The sequence below is a fragment of the Archangium violaceum genome, assembly GCF_016859125.1.
In the GTDB taxonomy this organism is placed as follows: domain Bacteria; phylum Myxococcota; class Myxococcia; order Myxococcales; family Myxococcaceae; genus Archangium; species Archangium violaceum_A.
Window position 1 is genome coordinate 10,407,281 of the sequence record NZ_CP069338.1, and the last position, 21,176, is coordinate 10,428,456.

At 67.5% G+C, this 21,176-nt stretch carries 21 protein-coding genes; 4 read left to right on the plus strand and 17 right to left on the minus strand.

The genetic code is table 11. From position 1 onward, the window contains the following. Nucleotides 1-12 precede the first annotated feature (12 nt). Nucleotides 13-981 carry an acetyl-CoA carboxylase carboxyltransferase subunit alpha gene (locus tag JQX13_RS43895; protein ID WP_203405365.1) on the minus strand — a complete coding sequence of 323 codons (969 nt, stop codon included), beginning with the start codon at nucleotides 979-981 and terminating at the stop codon, nucleotides 13-15. A 96-nt stretch (nucleotides 982-1,077) separates the two neighbouring features. Here JQX13_RS43895 and JQX13_RS43900 point away from each other — a divergent pair, with 96 nt between their 5' ends. Both JQX13_RS43900 and JQX13_RS43905 read left to right on the plus strand, forming a co-directional pair. Further along, nucleotides 1,078-1,767, plus strand: a complete 690-nt coding sequence (locus JQX13_RS43900) for a tetratricopeptide repeat protein (RefSeq protein WP_203405366.1) — start codon at nucleotides 1,078-1,080, stop codon at nucleotides 1,765-1,767. A 72-nt stretch (nucleotides 1,768-1,839) separates the two neighbouring features. Beyond that, nucleotides 1,840-2,307 (plus strand): hypothetical protein, encoded by a 468-nt coding sequence (locus JQX13_RS43905; protein ID WP_203405367.1) that lies wholly within the window; start codon nucleotides 1,840-1,842, stop codon nucleotides 2,305-2,307. A 73-nt stretch (nucleotides 2,308-2,380) separates the two neighbouring features. Here JQX13_RS43905 and JQX13_RS43910 read toward each other — a convergent pair whose 3' ends face one another. The 6 genes from JQX13_RS43910 to JQX13_RS43935 form a co-directional block, all read right to left on the minus strand. Continuing rightward, on the minus strand, nucleotides 2,381-4,399 hold the full coding sequence (locus tag JQX13_RS43910) for an ArsA family ATPase (RefSeq protein WP_203405368.1): 2,019 nt from the start codon (nucleotides 4,397-4,399) through the stop codon (nucleotides 2,381-2,383). Nucleotides 4,400-4,755: 356 nt separating this feature from the next. After that, nucleotides 4,756-6,198, minus strand: coding sequence for an enhancer binding protein Nla6 (nla6, locus tag JQX13_RS43915; protein ID WP_203405369.1), 1,443 nt, complete (start codon nucleotides 6,196-6,198; stop codon nucleotides 4,756-4,758). A gap of 63 nt (nucleotides 6,199-6,261) precedes the next feature. Then, complete coding sequence (locus tag JQX13_RS43920; protein ID WP_203405370.1) at nucleotides 6,262-6,942, minus strand: HAMP domain-containing histidine kinase; 681 nt, start codon at nucleotides 6,940-6,942, stop codon at nucleotides 6,262-6,264. A gap of 258 nt (nucleotides 6,943-7,200) precedes the next feature. Continuing rightward, complete coding sequence (locus JQX13_RS43925; RefSeq protein ID WP_203405371.1) at nucleotides 7,201-7,662, minus strand: deoxycytidylate deaminase; 462 nt, start codon at nucleotides 7,660-7,662, stop codon at nucleotides 7,201-7,203. Between the two features lie 80 nt (nucleotides 7,663-7,742). Continuing rightward, nucleotides 7,743-8,633, minus strand: coding sequence for a S1 family peptidase (locus tag JQX13_RS43930; protein WP_203405372.1), 891 nt, complete (start codon nucleotides 8,631-8,633; stop codon nucleotides 7,743-7,745). A gap of 136 nt (nucleotides 8,634-8,769) precedes the next feature. Continuing rightward, on the minus strand, nucleotides 8,770-11,052 hold the full coding sequence (locus tag JQX13_RS43935; RefSeq protein WP_203405373.1) for a PrkA family serine protein kinase: 2,283 nt from the start codon (nucleotides 11,050-11,052) through the stop codon (nucleotides 8,770-8,772). A gap of 465 nt (nucleotides 11,053-11,517) precedes the next feature. On the opposite strand from JQX13_RS43935, the gene JQX13_RS43940 reads away from it, so the two are divergent. Continuing rightward, the gene (locus JQX13_RS43940) at nucleotides 11,518-13,035 is read left to right on the plus strand and encodes an Hsp70 family protein (protein ID WP_203405374.1); all 1,518 of its coding nucleotides are present in this window, start codon (nucleotides 11,518-11,520) and stop codon (nucleotides 13,033-13,035) included. Nucleotides 13,036-13,038: 3 nt separating this feature from the next. Here JQX13_RS43940 and JQX13_RS43945 read toward each other — a convergent pair whose 3' ends face one another. The 4 genes from JQX13_RS43945 to JQX13_RS43960 all read right to left on the minus strand — a co-directional run bounded on the left by JQX13_RS43945 (nucleotide 13,039) and on the right by JQX13_RS43960 (nucleotide 16,702). Continuing rightward, complete coding sequence (locus JQX13_RS43945; protein WP_203405375.1) at nucleotides 13,039-13,449, minus strand: endonuclease domain-containing protein; 411 nt, start codon at nucleotides 13,447-13,449, stop codon at nucleotides 13,039-13,041. A 137-nt stretch (nucleotides 13,450-13,586) separates the two neighbouring features. Beyond that, a complete protein-coding gene (gene clpX / locus JQX13_RS43950; protein WP_203405376.1) occupies nucleotides 13,587-14,864 on the minus strand; it encodes an ATP-dependent Clp protease ATP-binding subunit ClpX in 1,278 nt (425 codons plus the stop codon). A 201-nt stretch (nucleotides 14,865-15,065) separates the two neighbouring features. Then, complete coding sequence (locus tag JQX13_RS43955; protein WP_203405377.1) at nucleotides 15,066-15,698, minus strand: hypothetical protein; 633 nt, start codon at nucleotides 15,696-15,698, stop codon at nucleotides 15,066-15,068. 68 nt (nucleotides 15,699-15,766) lie between these two features. Further along, nucleotides 15,767-16,702 (minus strand): AgmX/PglI C-terminal domain-containing protein, encoded by a 936-nt coding sequence (locus tag JQX13_RS43960; RefSeq protein ID WP_239014216.1) that lies wholly within the window; start codon nucleotides 16,700-16,702, stop codon nucleotides 15,767-15,769. A 61-nt stretch (nucleotides 16,703-16,763) separates the two neighbouring features. On the opposite strand from JQX13_RS43960, the gene JQX13_RS43965 reads away from it, so the two are divergent. Continuing rightward, nucleotides 16,764-17,621: a tRNA pseudouridine synthase A gene (locus JQX13_RS43965; protein ID WP_239014217.1), complete on the plus strand. Its 858-nt coding sequence runs from the start codon at nucleotides 16,764-16,766 to the stop codon at nucleotides 17,619-17,621. On the opposite strand, the gene JQX13_RS43970 is transcribed toward JQX13_RS43965, so the two are convergent. From JQX13_RS43970 to JQX13_RS43995, 6 genes are all read right to left on the minus strand, one after another. Next, nucleotides 17,618-17,782, minus strand: a complete 165-nt coding sequence (locus tag JQX13_RS43970) for a ribbon-helix-helix domain-containing protein (protein WP_095981058.1) — start codon at nucleotides 17,780-17,782, stop codon at nucleotides 17,618-17,620. The two genes, JQX13_RS43965 and JQX13_RS43970, sit on opposite strands and share 4 nt — an antisense overlap. A 98-nt stretch (nucleotides 17,783-17,880) precedes the next feature. Continuing rightward, nucleotides 17,881-18,390 carry a hypothetical protein gene (locus JQX13_RS43975; RefSeq protein ID WP_239014219.1) on the minus strand — a complete coding sequence of 170 codons (510 nt, stop codon included), beginning with the start codon at nucleotides 18,388-18,390 and terminating at the stop codon, nucleotides 17,881-17,883. Nucleotides 18,391-18,455: 65 nt separating this feature from the next. Beyond that, the gene (gene larE, locus JQX13_RS43980) at nucleotides 18,456-19,340 is read right to left on the minus strand and encodes an ATP-dependent sacrificial sulfur transferase LarE (RefSeq protein WP_203405380.1); all 885 of its coding nucleotides are present in this window, start codon (nucleotides 19,338-19,340) and stop codon (nucleotides 18,456-18,458) included. Between the two features lie 87 nt (nucleotides 19,341-19,427). Further along, on the minus strand, nucleotides 19,428-20,171 hold the full coding sequence (gene cysC / locus JQX13_RS43985) for an adenylyl-sulfate kinase (RefSeq protein ID WP_203405381.1): 744 nt from the start codon (nucleotides 20,169-20,171) through the stop codon (nucleotides 19,428-19,430). 191 nt (nucleotides 20,172-20,362) lie between these two features. Further along, on the minus strand, nucleotides 20,363-20,788 hold the full coding sequence (locus JQX13_RS43990) for a Mov34/MPN/PAD-1 family protein (RefSeq protein WP_203405382.1): 426 nt from the start codon (nucleotides 20,786-20,788) through the stop codon (nucleotides 20,363-20,365). An 8-nt stretch (nucleotides 20,789-20,796) separates the two neighbouring features. After that, on the minus strand, nucleotides 20,797-21,069 hold the full coding sequence (locus tag JQX13_RS43995) for a ubiquitin-like small modifier protein 1 (protein ID WP_203405383.1): 273 nt from the start codon (nucleotides 21,067-21,069) through the stop codon (nucleotides 20,797-20,799). Between the last annotated feature and the right edge of the window lie 107 nt (nucleotides 21,070-21,176).

A 21,176-nucleotide genomic window follows, 5' to 3' on the forward strand; every position in this document is an offset into this window, starting at 1 on the left:
CCTGGTTGACGGCTAGCGCCCGGAGAACACGCCGAGCGCGCGGAATTTCTGGTACCGGTCCTGGACCAGCTCGTTGCCCGTCAGCTCGGACAGCTCGGACAGGTGCTTGCGGACCGCCTTGGCCAGGTTCTCCGCGGCCTTGGCGTAGTCGCGGTGCGCGCCGCCAGCCGGCTCGGGGATGATCTCGTCGATGACGCTCATCTCCTTGAGATCCCTGGCCGTCAGCTTCAGCGCGTCCGCCGCCTTCTCCGCCTTGGAGGCGTCGCGGTAGAGGATGGACGAGCAGGCCTCGGGCGAGATGACCGAGTAGATGCTGTTCTCCATCATCAGCACCCGGTTGCCCACGCCGATGGCCAGCGCGCCGCCGGAGCCGCCCTCGCCGATCACCGTGGAGACGATGGGCACCTTCAGCCGGCTCATCACCTCCAGGTTGTACGCGATGGCCTCCGCCTGGCCGCGCTCCTCGGCGCCGATGCCCGGGTAGGCGCCCGGCGTGTCCACGAAGGTGAGGATGGGCTTCTCGAAGCGCTCGGCCAGCTCCATCAGCCGCAGCGCCTTGCGGTAGCCCTCGGGGCGCGGCATGCCGAAGTTGCGCGCCATGTTCTCCTTGGTGTTCCTCCCCTTCTGGTGACCAATCAACATCACCACCTGTCCCTCGAAGCGCGCGAAGCCGCCCACGATGGACGGGTCCTCCCCGAAGAGGCGGTCCCCCGCCATCTCGAAGAAGTCCGTGAAGAGGTGCTGGACATAGTCCAGGAAGTACGGCCGGGAGCTGTGGCGCGACAGCTGCACCACCTGCCAGCGCGAGAGATCGCTGAAGATCTCCGTCTGCAGCTTCTTGGCCTTCTTCTCCAGCTTGGAGATCTCCGAGGTGAAATCCACCGAGCCGCTCGCCGAGAGGGCCTTGAGCTCGTCGATCTTCTTCTCCAGCTCGATGAGCGGTCGCTCGAAATCGAGTGGATAGTTGATGCCGTTCGCCATGGCGCCGGACCCCTATCACCTGCCCCCAGGCCTTTACAACGCGCAACCCGTTACGCGGTGCGTAGAATCCCCACTTCTCTCGCCCGTCGGAGTTCCATGCACCGCCTGTTGCTCCTGCTCGCCCTCGTCCTCGCCCTCCCCTCGTCCGCCCAGTCGGCCCGTGCCCTCAACACCGAGGGGTTCCGCCTCTATCAGGAGGGTAAGTACCCCGAAGCACTGGAGAAATTCGAGGCCGCCGCCAGGGCCGACCCCAAGCACGCCCTGGCCCACTACAACGTGGCCGCCACCCTGGGCGTGCTGCGCAAGAGGGGGGAGATCTGCCAGTACTCCGCTCACCGGGAGACGATCCTCGAGCGGTTGAACACCTCCATCCGGTTGGATCCCCGCCGGCTCGCCCGGGCCAAGGAGGACGCGGACCTGGAGCCCATCCGTGACACGGTGGGCTGGCAGCGCCTCCTGGGCCGCTCCCCCGCGAAGCAGCGCGATGTGCCGGAGCTCCTCCGCCGGGTGACCTGGTACTCCCCCGGCGAGGGCGTCTACGGCTCCACCCGGAAGCTCACCTTCTCCGACGGGCAGCGCGTCGTCCTGTGGCGGAGGATCATCGACGACGACGCCAACCCGGGCCGCACCGAGGAGGTGTCCGGGACGTACACCCTCAAGGGGCGCGCCATCACCCTGACCTTCCCGGGAAGGAAGCCCCTTGCTGGGAAGATGACACCCAAGGGGGTGCTGCAATTCGAGGAGCTGGGAACGTTCCTCGACTCACCCTCCGAGTGCGAGGCGTAGGACGGATTCCCCCCGAGGCACTTGGCGACCGAGCCCCCCCTGTCCACCCTCCTCTCCAGGAGGTTGCGGGGGATGGTGCGACTCGAGAATCGGCAGTGGGGGCTGGTCGCGATCGTGGCGGTGACCCCCTTCTTCTTCGCCTTCCTGCTGGCGGCCCGATCGCCGGGCCTCGTCGAGCCCGTGCTCGGAACGGCGATCGGCGGCGCGAGCTGGCTGCTGGCCGCGCTCCTGGGACTGCTCGGCGGTGCCCTGTTCGCGGGCGGATTGAGCACACTGGCGCACTCGCCCGGATTCGCCACCTCGCCGGTCCGCCGTGTGCTCGGGATGACCTTCGCGTCGCTCGTTCCCGTGGGGCTGTGCATCGTCCCCGCGATCTGCCTGCTCCTCGCCGGGCCGGCGCTCGCCCTGCGCCTGGAGCATGGCGCGGCGGTGCTGCCTGGCCGGGAGCAGCGCCACACACCTCGCGAGCTGGCGCAGCGCATTCTCCGGCAGCAGTTGCCCCGGGTGCTCCCGACCCTGCCCCGGGTCAATCCCCGGTGAAGGGAGACACGGGGGGTGAACCCGGGCGGGGCATATACCCTCACCCCGGCCCTCTCCCAGGGGGAGAGGGAGGTCAGGCCGCCTTCGTCTTCGCGGTGGCGCTCAGCGCGTACCAGGCCGTGCGGAAGGCCTTCAGCTCGCGCAGACCCGCTGGGTGACGACCCAGGGCGGGTGCCACCGTCACGGGCAGACCGATCTTCTTCTCGATCGCCTTCGCCGCGTTGAGCTCGTTCTTCCGGCGGTTCTCGCACTTGGGGCAGTCCGCCTTCGGACCCACCCGGTTCACCAGCACGCGCTCCACCTGGAGCTTGCGCTCCTTCAGGTACTCCACCAGCCGCTCCGAGCGCGCCGTCGCCAGCTCCTCACCCCGCGTCACCACCACGAAGCGCGACTCGTTCGGCGAGGCCAGCGCGTCCTCGAAGCGCTTCACGTGCTTGAGGAAGGCGGCCATGTCGTCGGCCAGCTCGCCCAGGCCCTTCGCCTTGTGCTTGGACAGCACGCCGTGCAGCGCCGTGAACCAGGCCTTCGCCGTGTCCGCCAGCTCCACCACGCGCATGGAGCTCACCATGGGCGCCGAGTCCACCACGATCCGCTTGAAGCGCTCCTGCACCAGTGCGTCCGTCAGACACGACATGGCGGCCAGCTCGTCGATGCCCGGAGGCGCCGCGTCCAGCAGGTTGCGGAACAGCAGCAGATCCAACGGCACGTCGTTGCCCGTCTTCGGCGCGCCCTCGAAGGCCTTCTCCGCCTTCTCCTTCCAGCGCTTGCGCAGGTTGTTGAACCAGCCGGCCATGTCGAGCTCGCGCGCGTACAGGCCCTTGGTGCCCTTCACCTGCGTCTCCACGTCCGTCAGCCGGCTCTGCAGCACGTCCGACAGCGAGTGCGCCGGATCCGTGGAGATGAGGAGCACCGGCCCCTCCTTCTCCGTCAGCGTCACCGCCGCGGCGGCCGCGCACGAGCTCTTCCCCACTCCACCCTGGCCCACGAAGAAGATGAGCCGCGTGGGAGGCAGCGGCGGCGCCGCGATGGGCGGCATGGACGGGGCGCGCACCAGGGCCGGCGGGCCCTCGGACGCGGCGAACTCCAGCGACTTCGTCTCCTTGCCGCTCGCCCACTCCTTCGCGAACGGCTTGAGCAGCTCCAGGCCCCGGGGCGCCACCTCGCGCCGGCCCACCAGGTGCACCGGCACGTTCTTGTCCATCGCCTGGTACTTGCGCACGTGTGGCGCCTGAAGCCCGCGGCGACCCAGGCAGGCCGTACAGCCTTCCTTGTCCTCCACCTGGTTCACCACCACCTCGACCACCGGAATGCCGCGCTCGCGCAGCTGCGCGAAGTACATGCGCGTCTGGGCCTCGGGCACCGGCTCCGCCAGCGCCACCAGGTGGAAGGCCAAGCGCGCCGGATCCTTCAGCGCCGCCAGCAGCTTCTCCGCCCGGGCCGCGAACTCCTCGAGGAACGCCAGCTCCTCCGCCGCGACCGGGGCCTTCTTGCCCTTGCCGCCCGCGGCTCGATCCGCCCCCGCCTTCACCAGGCCCAGGAACTTGCGCAGCCCCACCGGCATGTCGAAGAGGCGCAGCGTGTGGCTGGTGGGCGCCGTGTCCACCACCACCCGATCGAACTCACCGCTCTCCAGCAGCTCCAACACGTGCAGGAGCCCCAACAGCTCCTCCAGCCCCGGCGTGGCCTGGCCGTACAGCTTGCCCAGCTCCTCGTCCGACAGATGCGTGCCCTTCATCGCCACCTTCTGCAGCGCGGGCACGTACTTCGCCAGGAAACTCTTGGCCAGCGCGGCGGGCTCCACCTCCATCGCCCACACGCCCCCGTCCGCCTTGCCCTTCACCGCCTTGCCCTTGGCCTTCGTCTCCGGCTTGGGCTCCTTGGCGGCCTCCCCCTCCTCCTCCACCTTCGTCGGCTTTCCCGTCAGCTTCTTCTTCAGGAGATCCGACAACGAGCGCACTGGATCCAACGAGACGAGCAGCACCTTCTCCTTGGGCGCTTCATCCGCGAGCCGCAGCGCGTACGCCGCCGCGAGCGTGGTCTTGCCCACCCCGCCCTTGCCGCCGAAGAAGTGAAGAACTCGCGCGTCGCTCATGAAAACGTGACCTTCCTTGACGCCCCCCGGCGTGGCCGGTCTCCGTTTTTTCGGACAACCTCGGAGAGGGCACACCGGAAGTGTCCCTGGGTAGGGATTTGTAACACCGGGTGCCCCGTGGGTGTGTGTGACCCGCAGGATCGCCCGCAGTGACCCTGTGAGTCAAGCGAAGACGGGGTCTTCGACCTCCCGTTTGCGCAGTGCGTCACGCCTCGCTCTCATGAGCGACATGCGCACGAGCATCCGCTCTCCCGGTATGTAGATGTGAACCGGGAATGCACACCGGAGCCAACTCGGAAGGTCGGCTCCGGTAGGGACTCTTCAGGAGTAGGCAGGAGTCGTGGTGGGACGAGGATTCAGCGGATTTCCGGGGTGTTGCCCAGCGAGGGGCCCGCGTGGCTGGATAAAGCGTTCCCCTCGGAGCCCTTGGAGCCGGGAGCCTGCCCCCGGGCCTCGGCCGCGTAGCGGTTGAGCTTGTTGTAGAGCGTCTTCTCGCTCACGCCGAGGATCTCCGCCGTCCGGGCCTTGTTGTTCCCGTTCCGCTGGAGGCTGCCGAGGATGTACTCGCGCTCCACCGCGTCGAGCGACAGCCCGTAGGGCAGGCGGAAGGTGTGGCGCTCGGGGCTCTTGCCCGCCATGTCGGGGGGCAGGTGCTCGCGCATGATGAGCTCGCCATCGCAGAGGATCACGGCGCGCTCCACGGCGTTGCGCAGCTCGCGGATGTTGCCCGGCCACTCGTGGTTCTTGAGGATCTCCATCGCGTCCGGGTGCACGCCCGTCACGCGCTTGGCCGAGTCCCCGCGGAACTTCTCCACGAAGTACTGCACCAGGATGGGCACGTCCTCGCGCCGCTCGCGCAGGGGCGGCAGGTGCACCTGGAAGACGTTGAGGCGGAAGTAGAGATCCTCGCGGAAGCGCTTGGCCTCGATCTCCTTGCGCAGATCGCGGTTGGTGGCGCACAGCACGCGCACGTCCACCTCGAGCTCCACCTTGCCGCCCAGACGCCGCAGCTTGCTCTCCTCCAGCACGCGCAGGAGCTTGGCCTGGAGCTCGATGGGAATCTCACCCAGCTCGTCCAGGAAGAGCGTGCCGCCGTGGGCGAGCTCGAAGACGCCGGGCCGGCGCTGATCCGCGCCGGTGAAGGCGCCCTTCTCGTGGCCGAAGATCTCCGACTCGATCAGCGTGGCCGGGATGGAGGCGCAGTTGATGGCGATGAAGGGCTTGTCGCGGCGCTGCGACAGGTTGTGGATGGCGCGCGCCACCACCTCCTTGCCCGTACCGGACTCACCGGTGATGGCCACGCTCGCCTTGGAGGGGGCCACCTTCTCGATGAGCTCGAACACCTTGCGCATGGCCGAGGACTGGCCGATGAAGTCCGAGGAGCCGAGCTGCTTGAGGCGCCGGCGCAGCCCCTGCACCTCGCGCATGGTCTCCTTCTTCTCCAGCGCCCGGTCGATGCAGACCTTCAACCGCGCGGTGTCGAGCGGCTTGACGATGAAGTCATAGGCGCCCTCGCGGATCGCCTCCACCGCGCCATCGATGGTCCCATGGCCCGTGAGGAACACCACCGGACAATCCGGCAACTCGTCACGCAGTGCCCGCAGGAGACCCAGACCATCCGTCTCCGGCATGGCCAGGTCGGACAGGACCACGTCCGGCCGGAACTCGCCGGCCTTGCGCAGGGCGTCGTGCGCATCGAACGCGGTCTCCACCTTGTGGCCCCAGGCGGTCAACATCTCCGCCAGCGCTTCGCAAGTATCGCGCTCGTCGTCCACGGTCAGAATTCGCGCGCTGCCCACGTGAGAACCTCCAGACTTCAGACACTTCGGGTAGGGAAAGGGTTCCGAAAGCCGCTCGCCCACTCAGACGAGCGGAAAGGACAACCGGCACGTGCCGGCACGCATCAGCAACTCCACGCCGAGCTGCCCACACCGCAACTCCAGCGCCGCCGCCGCTTCCGGGACGGTCTCCGCCGGAGAGGAGGTGGCATCCACCACCTCGAGCACCGCTCGCGAGCCCTCGGCCCGCACCGCCACGGTCACCTCGGCGCCCTGCTCCGAGCGGCCGTAGGCCCTCATCAGGGACTGCACCACCAGGAAGCCCAGCTCGCCGGTGTCCGACAGACGGGCCCGCACTCCGGGGGCAATCGTCTGACGCACCTGCAGGCGCCGCTTGCGGCCCTCGTGCGCCAGCACCTCCATGGCGCGCGTCACGGTCTCGGACAGCTCCGCCTCGCCGGGCGTGCCCGGGCGGCTCACGATGAACTCGGCGAAGCGCCGCATGATGCCGTCCACGCGCTGGATCTGATCGCGCATGGCCTTGAGGTTCTTCTCCTGCGAGGGCGGCACCTGCCCCGTCTCGCCCTTCAGCTTCTCCGTCAGCACCTCCAGGTGGATGGAGAGCGCGTTCAAGGGGTTGCGCACGTCGTGAAGCAGGCTGTCCATCAGCGTGGGAACCGCGCCATAACGCGCGGCGTCCACTACCGGATCCGCCCCTTCACGCAGTGGGGGCGCACTGCTGCTCGCAGCCGTGGAGTTGATCACAAATGCTCCTAGAGGTTTGACCGGCGCCCTTCATTCCCGCCGCCCTGTCGCTGCGAGGATTTAGGGAGCCCTGTAGGTACCGTCAACCCTGGGGCGGTAATTCTTGCTGGCTGCGAGGAATTCCCACAGCGAAGCGTCTTCCATCGGGCGCATCAGGTGTTCCCGAGATGACGCTTCACTTGTACTGGAGAACGAGTCCACGCGCGTTTCGTGAACCCGCCAACAGTGCTTCACGGAAGCATGTGATCGAAATGGGGCTCAGCGCTCGGCCGGCTGCTCTTCCGGACCCGGTCCCACCAGCTCGATGTCCAACCGCGCCGCGAACTCGAAGATGCGCGGATCACGATAGAACTCGCCGTAGACGATGCGGCGCACGCCCGCGTTCGCGATCAGCTTGAAGCACGGCCAGCAGGGGCTGGCGGTGGTGTAGAGCGTGGTGGGCTTGTCGCGCTCGCTGTCGATCCGCACGCCGTTCTTGGCCGCCTGGATGATGGCGTTGGCCTCGGCGTGGACGGTGGCCACGCAGTGTCCGTTCTCCATCATGTGGCCCACGTCGCTGCAGTGGGGCAGGCCGCGGATGGAGCCGTTGTAGCCGGTGGAGAGGATGGTCCTGTCGCGCACCAGGAGCGCGCCCACGTGCTTCCTGTCGCACGTGGCGCGGCTGGCCACCTGACGCGCGATGTCCATGAAGTACTGATCCCAGGAGCTCCGGTTGCTCATACGTACCTCCCCTCCCCGGGATGTACCGTGAGAGGGACCGCTGTCGAGTTTCCAGCCGGAGGCGCCCGGGGAGCGCGCGGCTAGCGGCTGGCCGTCTGAGAGCCGTCCGTGGCCGGGCCCGCTCCGGCGGTGCCGCCGAGCAGCCGGGCGAACCCCTTCTGCTGGAGGAACTGGCGCACCTTGCCGCTGGGCGCGGCGAAGGTCTCTCCGGGCATGGGCACGTCGAAGCTGTAGTTCTGCTCGGCCACGGCGAAGCCCACCTTGGCGGTGCGATAGCCCTCGACGATGGCGAGCAGCTTGCCCGTCTCGAGGCTGAAGATGCCGCCACCGGAGGCGCCGTAACCGATGGGCGCGTCCGTCTTCACCATGCGCGGCTTCTTGCTCTCCTTGTCCCACTCCACCTGGGACAGCATGCCGCCGGAGAGCGACAGGGCCCGGCCGAAGGGCGAGGCGGCCACCACCACGTCATCGCCCAGCTCCAGCTCCGAGTCCGCGGCGAGCTGCGCGGGCGCGAGCGGCAGGCCGGGCACCTTCAAGAGCGCCAGGTCCATGTCCGGGACCGAGCCCGTGGCCACCACCTGCGCCCCGTACTCCGTGGAGTCGGCGCGATCATCCACGATGACGACGAGGCTCGGGTCCTTCAGCTCGGCCATCTCCACCGCGTGCGCGTTGGTGAGCACGTAGCTGACGAGCCCCCCGGCGGTCTTCTCGTTACCGATGACCACGCCCGAGGCGGTGCGCTTCGCCTTGCCACCCTCGATGACGGCGAGCCGGACGTTGTGCGGGAGGATCCGCTGCACCTGTTCCTTGCGCGAGAGCCGCGGCGTAGGGGCGCCCACCTGCTGCATCACCACCGGCGCACTGCCGGCTCCGCCGGTGCCCGGACTCTCCGGGACGACCTGCGAGTTCGGCGCGGCGGCACAGGACAGCATGGCGAAGAGAGCGGGCAGGCCCAGGGAGAAACGGATCATCGACGCTCCGAAGCGAGGAAGAGGAAGGGGAACGGAAACCCTCAACTTCTATTGAGTTCCCATCTTCCACTTGCGATGCATTTTCGGAAAGCACCACACCTGGAGGGCCCTCGCTCGCTCGTCCGCCCTCGCGGGCTCAGCCGTAGCGCTTCTTCATGAGGAAGAGGATGGCGTCCTTGGCGCAGTGCTCGCAGTAGCCGTAGCGCTCGTGCATCGTCTTCAAGGTGCTCTCCACCTGGCTCTGCTCGCGCGAGGACAGCGTGGCGCGCTCCTCGGAGAGGTACTTGAGGACGTTCTCCTTGTTGCGGCGCAGCACCCGCTTGCGCTCCTCGAAGTAGTGGTCGCGCAGGCGGCGGAACATGTCCGGGAAGATGCGCGGGTAGTCCATCTCCGCGTCCGGATTGTCCAGCTTGTGCGCGCCGATCTGCGAGATGAGCCCGCGGCGGAACTCACCCGGATCCTCGCCCCGCGGCATGACGATGGCCTCCATCTCCGCCATGCGCTGCTCGTCCGGGCGCTCCATGGCGCCGGTGATCCGGTTGCGGATCTTCTCGCCCTTCACCCAGTGGCTCACGTTGTAGACGTAGCGCTCCACCAGCTCGCGGTACTGGCCCTCGGAGACGAGCCCCATGGACTCACGCACCTCCTCGTCCACCCGGTCGAGGTACTCGGCCTCCACCGCGCGCACGAACTCCTCGTGATCGTGGTAGCCGTCCACCACCTCCTGCAGGAGGAACTCGTAGACGCTCTTGTCCTTGCAGATGGCCTCGAGCTCCTCGAGCACCGCCAGGGCGTTGAGGCACTTGTAGTCGGGGTTCTGCGCGGCGTTGAAGAGCGCCGTCTTGATCTCCCGGGCGCTGGCGCCGCTGCGGCCCTCGTAGTTGGGGTAGGCGTCGGACTCCTCGTACATGTCCGTGCGCAGCTTCCGCAGCTCCTTGCCGTGGGAGAGGCTGAGCCGATCCGGCACCACGCCCTCCTCGTACAGGTGCATCTTCTCCACCGGCGTCACCTGATCCACGAGCTCCTTCACCTCGGGCGGGTAGCGGTCGGGGATGGGCTTCTTGAGGCGCGTGAGCACGGCCCACATCGCGGCCACCTCGGTGGCGTGCGGGGCCACGTGCTTGCCCACGGTGGTGGGGGTGATCTGCGCGTCGTAGATCTCCTGCTCCACCTTGTAGCGGCGCAGGTAGGGCACGCGCACCAGCTCGATGCGGCCCTTGAAGGAGGCGAAGTCCGGCAGCTCCTTGAAGGCGCCCAGGTGCTTCTCGTTGGACGAGGCGATGAGCACCTCGTCGAGCTGCAGCACGAAGTGCTCGAGGGGCACCTGTGACGTCTCGCTGAAGCCCAGCAGGTACTTGAAGGCCTCCAGCGGGCGCTTGAGCAGATCCGAGTACTCGATGATACCGCGGTTGGCGTGCACCAGCGGGCCATGGGGCTCGAAGAGGGCCACGTTCTGGAGCGAGGGCGGCATGTTGAGGAGCTGCGCCCGGTCCGCCGTCACCTGCTGGTACATGGCGTCCACGCTCATCTGCGGCTCCACCGTCACCGAGCCCACCTGGTAGCGGCGCGAGATGTAGAAGCGCTCCACGCGCACGTGGCGCAGCACCTGGAGGTAGTCGCCCTTGTAGTTGGCCAGGAGCGCCGTGTAGATGCTGCGGCACTTGTGGCACATCTCTCCGTGCAGCACGTAGTCGGAGAGGACGAAGTCACCGTCCCCCTGCCCGTCCCCGTTGCCCAGGCCCTTCTTCTTCAGCGCCCCCTCGAGCAGACGCTGGCGCTCGGCGGGAGGAATCACGAAGAGCGGGTGATCCCGCAGCTCGCAGGGGATGCGCACGTCGATGGACTCGGCGTCCAGGTGCGCGTAGGAGGACAGCTCTCCGCCCGCCGCCGCCGTCGCCGCCGCCGTCGCCGCGCGCTCGCCACCGAAGCCGATGGAGCCCTTGACGAGCTTCTCCGAGGGGAAGATCCAGCTGATGCGGTAGAGGGCCCCCTGGGGCTGGCGCGAGTAGTCCTCCATGCCGGCCTTGAGCGCGTTGACCAGGGTCGACTTCGCGCTGCCGTTGGGACCGTGCAGCATGATGAGCTTGTTGATGCGGCCGGCGCGCGTGAAGTTGCCGAGCAGCCGGTAGATGGCGTTCTGCACCTCCTCCTGGCCCGCGACCCCGACCCGGCCATCCCGGTCGGTGGCGGGCACGTCGAAGACCTTGAAGCGACGCAGCTTCCCGGTGGGGTGAGGCACCGTCTCCGTCCCGAAGTGGTCCATCACGTCGCGCAGGTACTGGGCGGCGTTGCGCGACTGCCCCCGTGGATCCCCCATGAAGAGCGTGAGGTACTCCTCGAAGGAGAGGATGGAGCGATTCTTGACGAAGTCGTCGGACACCTGGGCGCCCACTTCCTGCAGGTATCGCTTGGCTTCCACGGGATGACTCCTCTGTGCTGTAGTTCAGGAACCCACTAACCACGCCGGCCAGCCGCCGCCATGCACACGCAACACGCGGCCCCCCGGAACTTTCCCCTCGGGGAGCGGGATGTCCAGGGCCCTCGTTTCCGTTGTGTCGTTGGCAGTGCTCTCCGCACACACGAGGGTGCCGCTCCCCCTGCTGCCAGCCGGGTTCGACGCGGTCGTGGAGGCAGGATACACCCGGAGTGCGGGCCCTCGCCATGCGTCCAGGCCCACTGGCTCCTACACGGCCGGGAGCCGTGCCTTCCCACCCTCGGCGATCCGCTGGCTGGACGCCCCCGGGGCGGACCTGCGCCAGCCGCTGATCGTGCTGGACACCTACTCGCGCTCGCGACCCCAGTGAACTTGAACTAACCTCCCGGGACCCTGGTCGAGGTAGGCCCCGGTCGCCTCGAGCCCCACTTCGCTCGGAGTCCACGCAAGATGCACAAGGATCCCATCATCGGCATCGACCTCGGCACGACCAACTCGTGCGCCGCGATCGTCGAGGACGGTGGGAACGTGAAGCTCATCCCCTACAAGGGCGGCGAGTACACCATCCCCTCCATCTTCGCGATCGACGACAAGGGCAACGAGCTGATCGGCTACGAGGCCAAGCGCCAGTGGCAGCTCAACCCGAAGAACACCATCTACGGCGCCAAGCGGCTGGTGGGGCGGCCCTTCCAGAGCGACATCGTCGAGGCGATGAAGAAGGTCGTGGCGTACTCGGTGCGCCCCGGCAAGAAGAACGACGTCGTCCTGGATGTGGGCAAGAAGGAGTTCACCCTCCAGGAGATCAGCGCCAAGATCCTCAACAAGATCCGCGACGTCGCCGCCAACTACCTGAAGACGCCCATCAAGCGCGCGGTGGTGACGGTGCCGGCGTACTTCAACGACCGGCAGCGCCAGACGGTCAAGGAGGCTGGCAAGCTCATCGACCTCGAGGTGGTGCGCATCATCAACGAGCCCACCGCGGCGGCGCTCGCCTATGGAGCGGGCAAGGGCGTCAACAAGAAGGTGCTCGTCTACGACCTGGGCGGCGGCACCTTCGACGTGTCCATCATCGCGATCCGCGACCGCGTCTTCGAGGTGAAGGCCACCGGCGGTGACGTCTTCCTGGGCGGTATCGACTTCGACAACGCCATCATCCACCACGTCCTCAAGGACTTCGCCGCCAAGACGGGCATCGACCTGGCCACGGATCCGGTGGCCATGCAGCGCATCAAGGACCTCGCCGAGCGCACGAAGATCGATCTGTCGGCGCGCGACGACGTGCAGTTCAACATCCCCTTCATCACGATGACGGCGCAGGGCCAGCCGCTGAACATCGAGATGAAGTTCACGCGCAAGATGCTGCAGCAGCTCACCAACCACCTGGTGGACCGGACGCTGCAGATGGTGGCGCGGGTGCTGGTGGACTCGGGGCTGAGCACCAAGGACATCGACGAGGTGCTGCTGGTGGGCGGGCAGACGCGCATGCCAATCGTCCAGGACCGGTTGACGAAGTTCTTCGGCAAGACGCCGAGCAAGGGCGTGCACCCGGACGAGGCGGTGGCGGTGGGCGCGGCGCTGTACGCGAAGTCCCTGGAGGACAACTCGAGCCTGCGGCTGCAGCTGCTGGACGTGATCCCGATGGCCATCGGCCTGGAGCGCGCGGGCGGGGCGTTCCACACGGTGTTCCCGCGCAACGCGCCAATCCCCAACGCCCGGCAGCTGGTGGCGACCACGAGCATGGACAACCAGACCGAGCTGGCCATGCGCATCTACCAGGGCGACCACGAGCAGGTGGTGAAGAACGATCTGCTGGGCGAGTTCACGTTCTCGGGGATCCGCCCGGCCCGAGCGGGCTCGGTGCAGGTGGAGATCACCTTCGACGTGAACGTGGAAGGCATCCTCACCATGCGCGCCAGGGATCCGGCCACCGGCCGGGAGATGAACACCACGGTCCGCGTGAGCAGCTGACCTTTACTTCCCCTCTCCCGCCGGGAGAGGGACGGGGTGAGGGGACGTGCTCATCTGGTTCCAGATCCGTGTGAGCACGGCCTCGGTCTCCTGCAGCACCTCCCGATTGGAAAACCGCAACACCGTGAGGCCGTGCGCCTCCAGGAACTCCGTGCGCGCCGCATCTCGGGCCTGTTGCTCGGGCCGCGCATGGCCGTCCCCGTCCAGTTCGAGGGCCAGCTTCGCCTCGTGTGCGTAGAAGTCGAGGATGTAGGGGCCGAACTGATGCTGGCGCCGGAACTTCACGCCCATGAGTTGACGGGCCCTCAGCAGCCTCCACAGCAGGGACTCCGCATCCGTGGTGTTCGCCCGGAGCCGCCGACACAGATCGAGCAACCCGAGTTGACTCAGTTCACCGTGTGACGCGCGATGCACGTACCCTCACCCCGACCCTCTCCCGAGGGGAGAGGGAGAGGTGCGTACCACGGACCGGGAGATTACCCCCTGAAATGAAAAACCCCCGTGCCTCGGCGGGCAACGGGGGTTTCCCCTGTGGAAGATGAAGTGGGCCTCTACGCCGACTTCTTTTCCTTCTCCATCACCAACTGGGGCGGCTCGTGCTTGGTCACCACCGTCTCGGTGATCTTGCACTCCTTCACCCCATCCCGGTACGGGACGTCGTACATGATGTCCAGCATCGCGTCCTCCAGGATCGCACGCAGTCCGCGCGCTCCCGAGTTGCGACGCATCGCCTCCCGCGCGATCGCCTTCAGCGCTTCCTTCGTGAAGGTCAGCTTCACCTTCTCCATCTCGAAGAGCTTCTGGTACTGCTTGATCAGCGCGTTCTTCGGCTGCGTGAGGATCGTGATCAGATCCTCTTCCTTCAGATCGTTCAGCGTCGCCACCACCGGCAGACGCCCGATGAACTCGGGAATCATCCCGAACTTCATCAGATCCTCCGGCTCCACCATGGCCAGCAGCTCGCCCACGCTCCGGTCTTCCCGGTGGGTGATCTTCGCCCCGAACCCCAGGCCCTTCTCGCCCACACGGCGCTTGATCACCCCGTCGATGCCGTGGAACGCGCCGCCGCAGATGAACAGGATGTTCGTCGTATCAACCTGCACGTACTCCTGCTGGTTGTACTTCTTCCCGCCCCTCGGCGTGACGTTGGCCCGCGTGCCCTCGATGATCTTCAGGAGCGCCTGCTGCACGCCCTCGCCGCCCACGTCTCGCGTGGCGCTCGGCGTGTCACCCTTGCGCGCGATCTTGTCGATCTCGTCGATGTAGACGATGCCCCGCGCCGCCTTCTCCACGTCGTAGTCGGCGTTGTGGAGCAGGTTCTGGATGATGTTCTCCACGTCCTCACCCACGTAGCCGGCCTCGGTGAGGCTGGTGGCGTCCGCGATGGTGAAGGGGACGTTGAGGAAGCGCGCCAGCGACTGCGCCAGCAGCGTCTTGCCACTTCCCGTGGGGCCCACGAGCAGGATGTTGCTCTTGCTCAGCTCCACGTCCTCCGAGCCCGAGGGCTTCATCCCCGGGCGCGGCCGTGTCGTCGGCTTCTTCTGGTAGATGCGCTTGTAATGGTTGTAGACCGCGACCGACAGGACCTTCTTCGCCTGGTCCTGGCCGATCACATAGTCATCGAGGAACGCCTTGATCTCCATCGGCGTCGGCAAGCTCACCTGCGGCTTGCCTTCCTCTCGCTCGTTCTCGTCCGCGATGATGTCGTTGCAGAGCTTGATGCACTCATCGCAGATGTAGACCGTGGGGCCCGCGATGAGTTTGCGGACCTCGCGCTGCGACTTGCCGCAGAACGAGCAGGACAGGTTGACGTGGTGCTCCTTCTTCACTGCCGCCTCCGAGTTCACCGACCCCGGTTCCCCGGAGCCTATCAGCCGACACCACCACACCCAAGTCGTTTGGCTGCCCACGTCTCGAACAGCCTTCCGCCAAAATATAGGCCCCGGTTGAATCCACAGGAAGCCCATCCCGAATGTGTCGTCCAACGGGCTGTGCACCGTCGGACGGGGTCAGCGTTGAGTAACACTCGTTCAGGCGTCATTCACGCCCGAAGCGAGCTCCTCCAGATCCTGGGCGAGGGCGCCCGCCCGCTCGGCGATGGCATGGGGAACCCGGCGGCACCCGGACACCTCGGCGGCCAGCTTACGGGCCATCTGGGCCAGCTTGCGCACCTGGAAGCTCTCCGGAGGGGGCTCCGGCGGCGGCCGGGGGAAGCGCTCCACGATCTCCTTCTTGAGCTCGTTCGGCGGCTTCTCGGGGTCCCAGATACTGTCACGCAGTGAACGATACTCCTGCGGCGAGAGCTGGCCACGCTCCTCGGCGTCCGCCAGGACCTCGATGACCTCGAAGGCCGGGGCCTTCTGGGGGAAGTCCGGCTGGGCCACATCCTCGGCGGGCTCGTGCTTGGCCAGGAAGCTGAACGAGCGCGTCAGCTTCAGGGCCGTCTGCTTCTTGATGTGGAGCTCCTTGAGGCAGTAGGCCTCGAAGGAGGCGTAGCCCCAGGGCTCCCAGAGGTTCTCGTCCCGCACCTGGACGAGCAGCTTGCCCAGCTCGGCCCAGGTGGACTTGAAGCGCTTGGCCGCCACCAGGACGGTGTGGCGGAAGGTGCCCGGGGGCACGGACGCGGCCTTCTTCTCGATGTCGACTTCTGCAGCGGTCACCATGCCCCCTGTATCGGGCAGGAAAACCGAGGGGGCAAAAAAGCGGCCCGCTGCCCCCCAACATCCTCCGCCTATTTCCTACCGATGGTGAACGCGAGGTTCACCGTGGCGCGCTCCCCCGTGTAGGGCTTGAAGGGCCACTTCTTCATCTCGCTCAGCAGGCAGTCGAAGAGCGGGCCCTTCTTGAGCTGCGGGTGGTCCACCCAGAGCTGCGCCACCCGGCCATCGTTGCCGATGGTGAACTCGAGCGGCACCTTGGCGGCGAACCCTGGACGGCGCTCGGCCTCTTCCTTGAAGCAGTGGTAGAGCGTGCTCTGGGACTTCTTCACCACCCGGTTGATGGCCGCCTGATCGTAGTTGACCTCCGTCGACAGGCCGTCCGCGTCCGTGGTCACCCTGCCCGTCGGACGCCCTCCCGAGGGACGGCGATCCGGCTTCTGCGACAGCGAGGCCGAGGCCACCTTCTCCGTCTTCCCGGTCTTGTCCGGCGGCGTCTCGGTGGGCTTGCTGGGGAGCTTCTCCGGCTTCGGTCCGCCCGGGTAGTCGAACAGTTCCTCGGGCACGGAGCGCTTCGCCACGGTGATGACGGGCGGGTCCACCTGGATGGCGAGCTCCCCGCGATCCACGCTCGGCAGGTACACGACCGAATAGCGCGCGATCTGCCACGCGCCCAGCCCCAGCCCTCCGAGCACCACCGCCGCCACGCCGCCGGTGATGAGTCGCGCGCGGTTGCGCCGGGCCCGCGCGGCCCGGGCCTCGGCCTCCACCCGCAGCTTCACCGCCGCCTTGGAGACGTGGAGCTTGAAGGCGTCCAGGTCCTTGAGCTTGCGGAAGCCGCTCGGGCCCGAGGCGGACACGTCCGTCTCACCGGTCAGCTCCCCGGTGTACAGCTTCTCCACCACCTGGTGCCCGGTCAGGGGTCCGAGGACGAGGTCCCCCTGACGGTAAAGCCACTGGGAATCGAGCTGCGCCCTCTCGAGGTCATGGAGATCTTGTGCGGCCGACATGGGCCGGGAAGTATCCCAGGCCACACGGGCCACTACAACGCCCCTCAACCCCCCACCCTCCGTGAAAAGAACCCCCGCCACCCTGTGGATCTGGTACCGCGGCACCCGCTTCATCGGTTTCCAGCGCCAGCCAGGCGGCCTTACCGTGCAGGAGGCCCTCGAGGACTCCATGCGCAGGGCCGGGGTCCCCTACCCCATCATGCCCGCCGGCCGCACCGACCGCGGCGTCCACGCGCGCATGCAGGTGGTGAGTGTCCGGCTTCCTCCCTGCTACACCCCGGAGATGCTCGCCGAGCGGCTCCCCCCACAGCTCCCGCCGGATCTCGGGCTGTGCGTGGCCAGGCGTGCTCCCGATGGTTTCCACTCCCAATGGAGCGCCGTCGGCAAGGAGTACCGCTACCGCGTCCAGCTCGGCGGCACCCCGTCCGAGGCGTGGCGGCCCTTCGTGATGGAGCCCTCGCGCGAGCCCCGGTTGGAGGGCGCGGTGCTGAAGCCGGAGCGGATCTCGGAGTTGCTCGGCGCCATGGTGGGCCGCCGCGACTTCTACGCCTTCCACGAGCACTCCAGTCAGCGCAAGCCGCGCACGCTGGAGTCGGCCACCCTGCACGAGCTGGGGGGCGGTCTCTTCGAGTTCCGGCTTCGGGGAGATGGCTTCGGCCGCTACCAGGTCCGCTACCTGGTGGGCTCCACGCTGCTCACCGCCTCGGGCGCCCTCTCCGAGGAGCGCTTCCGCGCCGCGCTCGACTCGGGCACCACCATCCCCGGCCTCAAGGCCCCCGCCCAGGGGCTCCTGCTCTGGGAGGTGCACTACCCGTCCGACAAGGAGCCCTTCCCGCCCGAGGAGCGGGCCCTCGCCCCGGGTCTCCCCTCGGCGCCCCCCTTCCGCCTCCCGGCCGAAGCGGACGCCCAGGCCGCCTAGTCGACCAGCCGCTCCTCGTACTTCGTCAGCAGATCCGAGATCGCCTCCCGGAGGTACTCGCTCTGGCGGATCCTCGTCGACCGCGACAGCTCCTTGAGCGCATCCAGCTTCTCGCGGTTGAGACGGAACACCACCGAGGTGAGACGAGGATTCATGTCCATGTGCGTTGTCTCCTACAGGTGCGCACAACGTCTCACAGACGCATCGGATCGCAAGAAAATCATCAGACCCGTTGGATCACCCGTGGATCAGAAACGGATCACAGGCCCCAGCGCACGCCGGTGCACAGCTCTACGTCCAATCGGAGTCCGGATCCAAATCCCAGCTGCGCGCCCAGCCCTCCGTAGAGGGAAATGCGCTCCGTCAGGGTGCGCCGGGCCCCCAGGCTCAACCGCGGACCCGCCCAGAAGCCCGGTCGGACGTGCACCCCGGCGCCCACCTCCGTGTAGCTGCGCCACACGTCCGTGATCTCGAAGACGCTCCTCCAGCCCCCGTGCGCCGACAGGCTGAAGCCCGGCGCTCCTCCTCCCACTCGCCCCAGCAGGAAGAGCTCGTCCTCCTCGTATCCCACCGGGATGCTGCCCCCGAGCTCCAGCAGGCCGCTGAGTCCCCGATTCAGTTCCGTGCCCTGGAAGCCCTCCGTGTGCGTCAGCACCGGTCCGGCCTGCAGCGCCGGTGTCCGGAGCGGCCGGCGTGGAATGATCCAGGTCTCCGCCAGGGCCAGCGTGGGGAGTATCGCGAACAGGAGCGATAGCGGGAGGTGGCGCATGGGAAGAACCCGGGGGCGACAGACCCTCACCCCGACCCTCTCCCGGGGGGGAGAGGGAGGGTTGATCAGCTCACCACGGGAAGCGGGTGGCTGTCCGCCGCCGGGCGCTGGATTCCCGCCGCGTCGTTCATCCGTCCCGAACGGAATGGCTCGAGATCCAGGGCCACGAACTTGAACCCCAGCGCCTTCAGCGCCGCGTCCACCTCGCGCCTCACCTCCGCCGACAGGAAGCGCTCGTACTCGTCCGCCGACAGCTCGATGCGCGCGATCTCCTGGTGGTACCTCACCCGGAACTGACGGAAGCCCCTCTTGCGCAGCTCCGACTCCGCCCCCGCGATCTGGAACAGGCGCTCCCTCGTCACCGACGTCCCGTAGGGGATCCGCGACGCCAGGCACGCCATCTGCGGCTTGTCCCACGTGGGCAGCCCCAGCGCGTGGCTCCACGCCCGGATCTCCTCCTTCGTCAGCCCCGCCTTCGCCAGCGGCGACTGCACCGCGTGCTCCTTCGCCGCCTGGTGCCCCGGCCGGTGATCCTTGAAGTCGTCCGCGTTGAAGCCGTCCAGCACCACCTCCAGCCCCAGCTCCTTCCGCTTCGCCTCGCAGAGGTCGTACAGCTCCGTCTTGCAGAAGTAGCAGCGGTTCGTCGGGTTGGCCGCGTAGCTCGGGTTGGCCAGCTCGTCGCTCGACACCACCACGTGCCGCGCCCCCATCCGCGCCGCCAGCTCCCGAGCCTCCCGCTCCTCCTCCGGCGCCACCGACGCCGACAGCGCCGTCAGCGCCAACGCCCGCTCCCCCAGCTCCTCCACCGCGATCTTCAGGACGAACGTGGAGTCCACCCCTCCCGAGAACGCCACCAGCGCCGAACCGTGCGCGCGCAACGCCGCACGCATCGCCTCCAGCTTGGGACGGGAGGAGTCACACAGGGCCTGGATCCGCTCGGGCGTCAGCATGGGGGCACCTCTATAAACGAAGAACCCCCGGGTTGCTCATGCAACCTGGGGGTCCGACCCTCCCTCGAAAGGAAGAGGCAAGCCCGGCTAGCGGGCCTTGCGCTTGGTCGCCGCCGCCTTCTTGGCCGGCTTGGCCACCCGGGCCGCCCGCGCCGCCGGACGCGCCTTGGCACCCTTGCCCGCCTTGGCCGCCGTCTTCGCCGCCTTGGCCGGCTTCGCCGACGACACCCGCGTCACCGGCGTCTTCGTGGGCGGCTGCGCCTTCATCTTCTTGCCCGTGATGATCTTCAGCTCCTCGGACGTCACGTACCCGAGGTCCAGCAGCGACTGGAAGATCTTCCCCGCCCCCTCCTCCACGCTCTCCTGATCCGAGTGGATCACCACCTCGGCCGAGGCCGGCGGCTCATACGGCTCGGTGATGCCGATGAAGTTGGGGATCTCCCCGCTCAGCGCCTTCTTGTAGCGCCCCGTGCTGTCCCGCTCGATGAGCTTCTCGGTCGGGCAGTCCACGTACACCTCGATGTAACGGCCGATCGTCCGGCGATTCTCCTCACGGGCCGCCTTGTAGGGGCTCACGCAGGGAACCAGCACCGCCACGTTGTTGCGCGTGAGCAGACCCGCCACGAAACCCAGCCGGCGCACGAGCGTATTGCGCTCGTCCTTGCTGTCTCCCATGCCCTGCCACAGAGCACCCTCGAGCTCGTTCTCATCGAGGATTTCCACGTTGCGATCGACCTGCCGGAGCCGGGCCGCGATGTAGGCAGCCATCGTACTCTTGCCGGTACCGGACATGCCGGTCAGCCAAACGGTAAAACCAGTCATCTGCGCCATACGGGTCCCAAACTCCCTGCGCCTTCCGGGGGCTTCAACTCCGTGCCCCCCAAGAGCGCGGCAGATCAAAAGTCGGGGGCGTTATAGACGAAAATCACGTCGTTTGACAATTCGTGCCCACCTTTCCGCAGGTAGGGGGGACAGGCGGCCAGGTGCCCGTCTTCTCAAGGGATTTCCAAGGGTTGGATGATTCAAGAACCCCGCGAAACGCGAAATCCCCTGAATTCTCCACGTTCCCACCAGAAAATTCTCGTATCCCTGACACACCCGGAGTGGACAGCCATCACGAGGTAGGAAACGCCGGGAAGCAGCGGATGTCCGTCCGGTGCCGCCTGATGGCGGTCCTCGTCGGAGAAATCCGCACTGCTGTCCACATGCGAGTGGAACACACACGCCACGTGCTCGCCGCGGGATTCGGCCTCCAGCAGGACGGCGAGCCACTCGCGCGGCTCGAAGGCGTAGGCGGTCCTGGGCGTGGCATGAGCGTTGCCCAAGGGGCGGACCCGCCAGGGGCCCTCCCGTCCCGCGCGCAGCAGCACCCCACAGCCTTCCCGCGGATAGGACGACTCCAGGTGTCGGGCGACCTCCGAGAGATCTTCTGGCAGCGCGGGGCTCACCCGTGCCCCTACCCTCCGGCGATGGCGGGGATCAGGGTGATGCGGTCTCCGTCCGCCACCGGCGTGGCCAGCTCCCCGAGGAACCGGATGTCCTCGTCATTGAGGAACACGTTGACGTAGCGCCGCACCGCGCCCTTGTCGTCGAGCACGCGCGCGCCGATCCCCGGGTGCGCCTTCTCCAGGTTGATCAGCACCTCGCCCACCGTGGCGCCCGCGACGCGGACCTCGCCCTTGTTCCCCGTGAAGCTCCTCAGGGACGTGGGAATTCGAACCGTGGCCATGGCACGTGACCCTCGCCGAGCCCCCGTTGGCCGTCAACCCGGCCCGGCGAAAAGCCGCACGCCGCCCACACCGACCGAATATCTTCCCGCCCCGCTCCGTCGTCCCT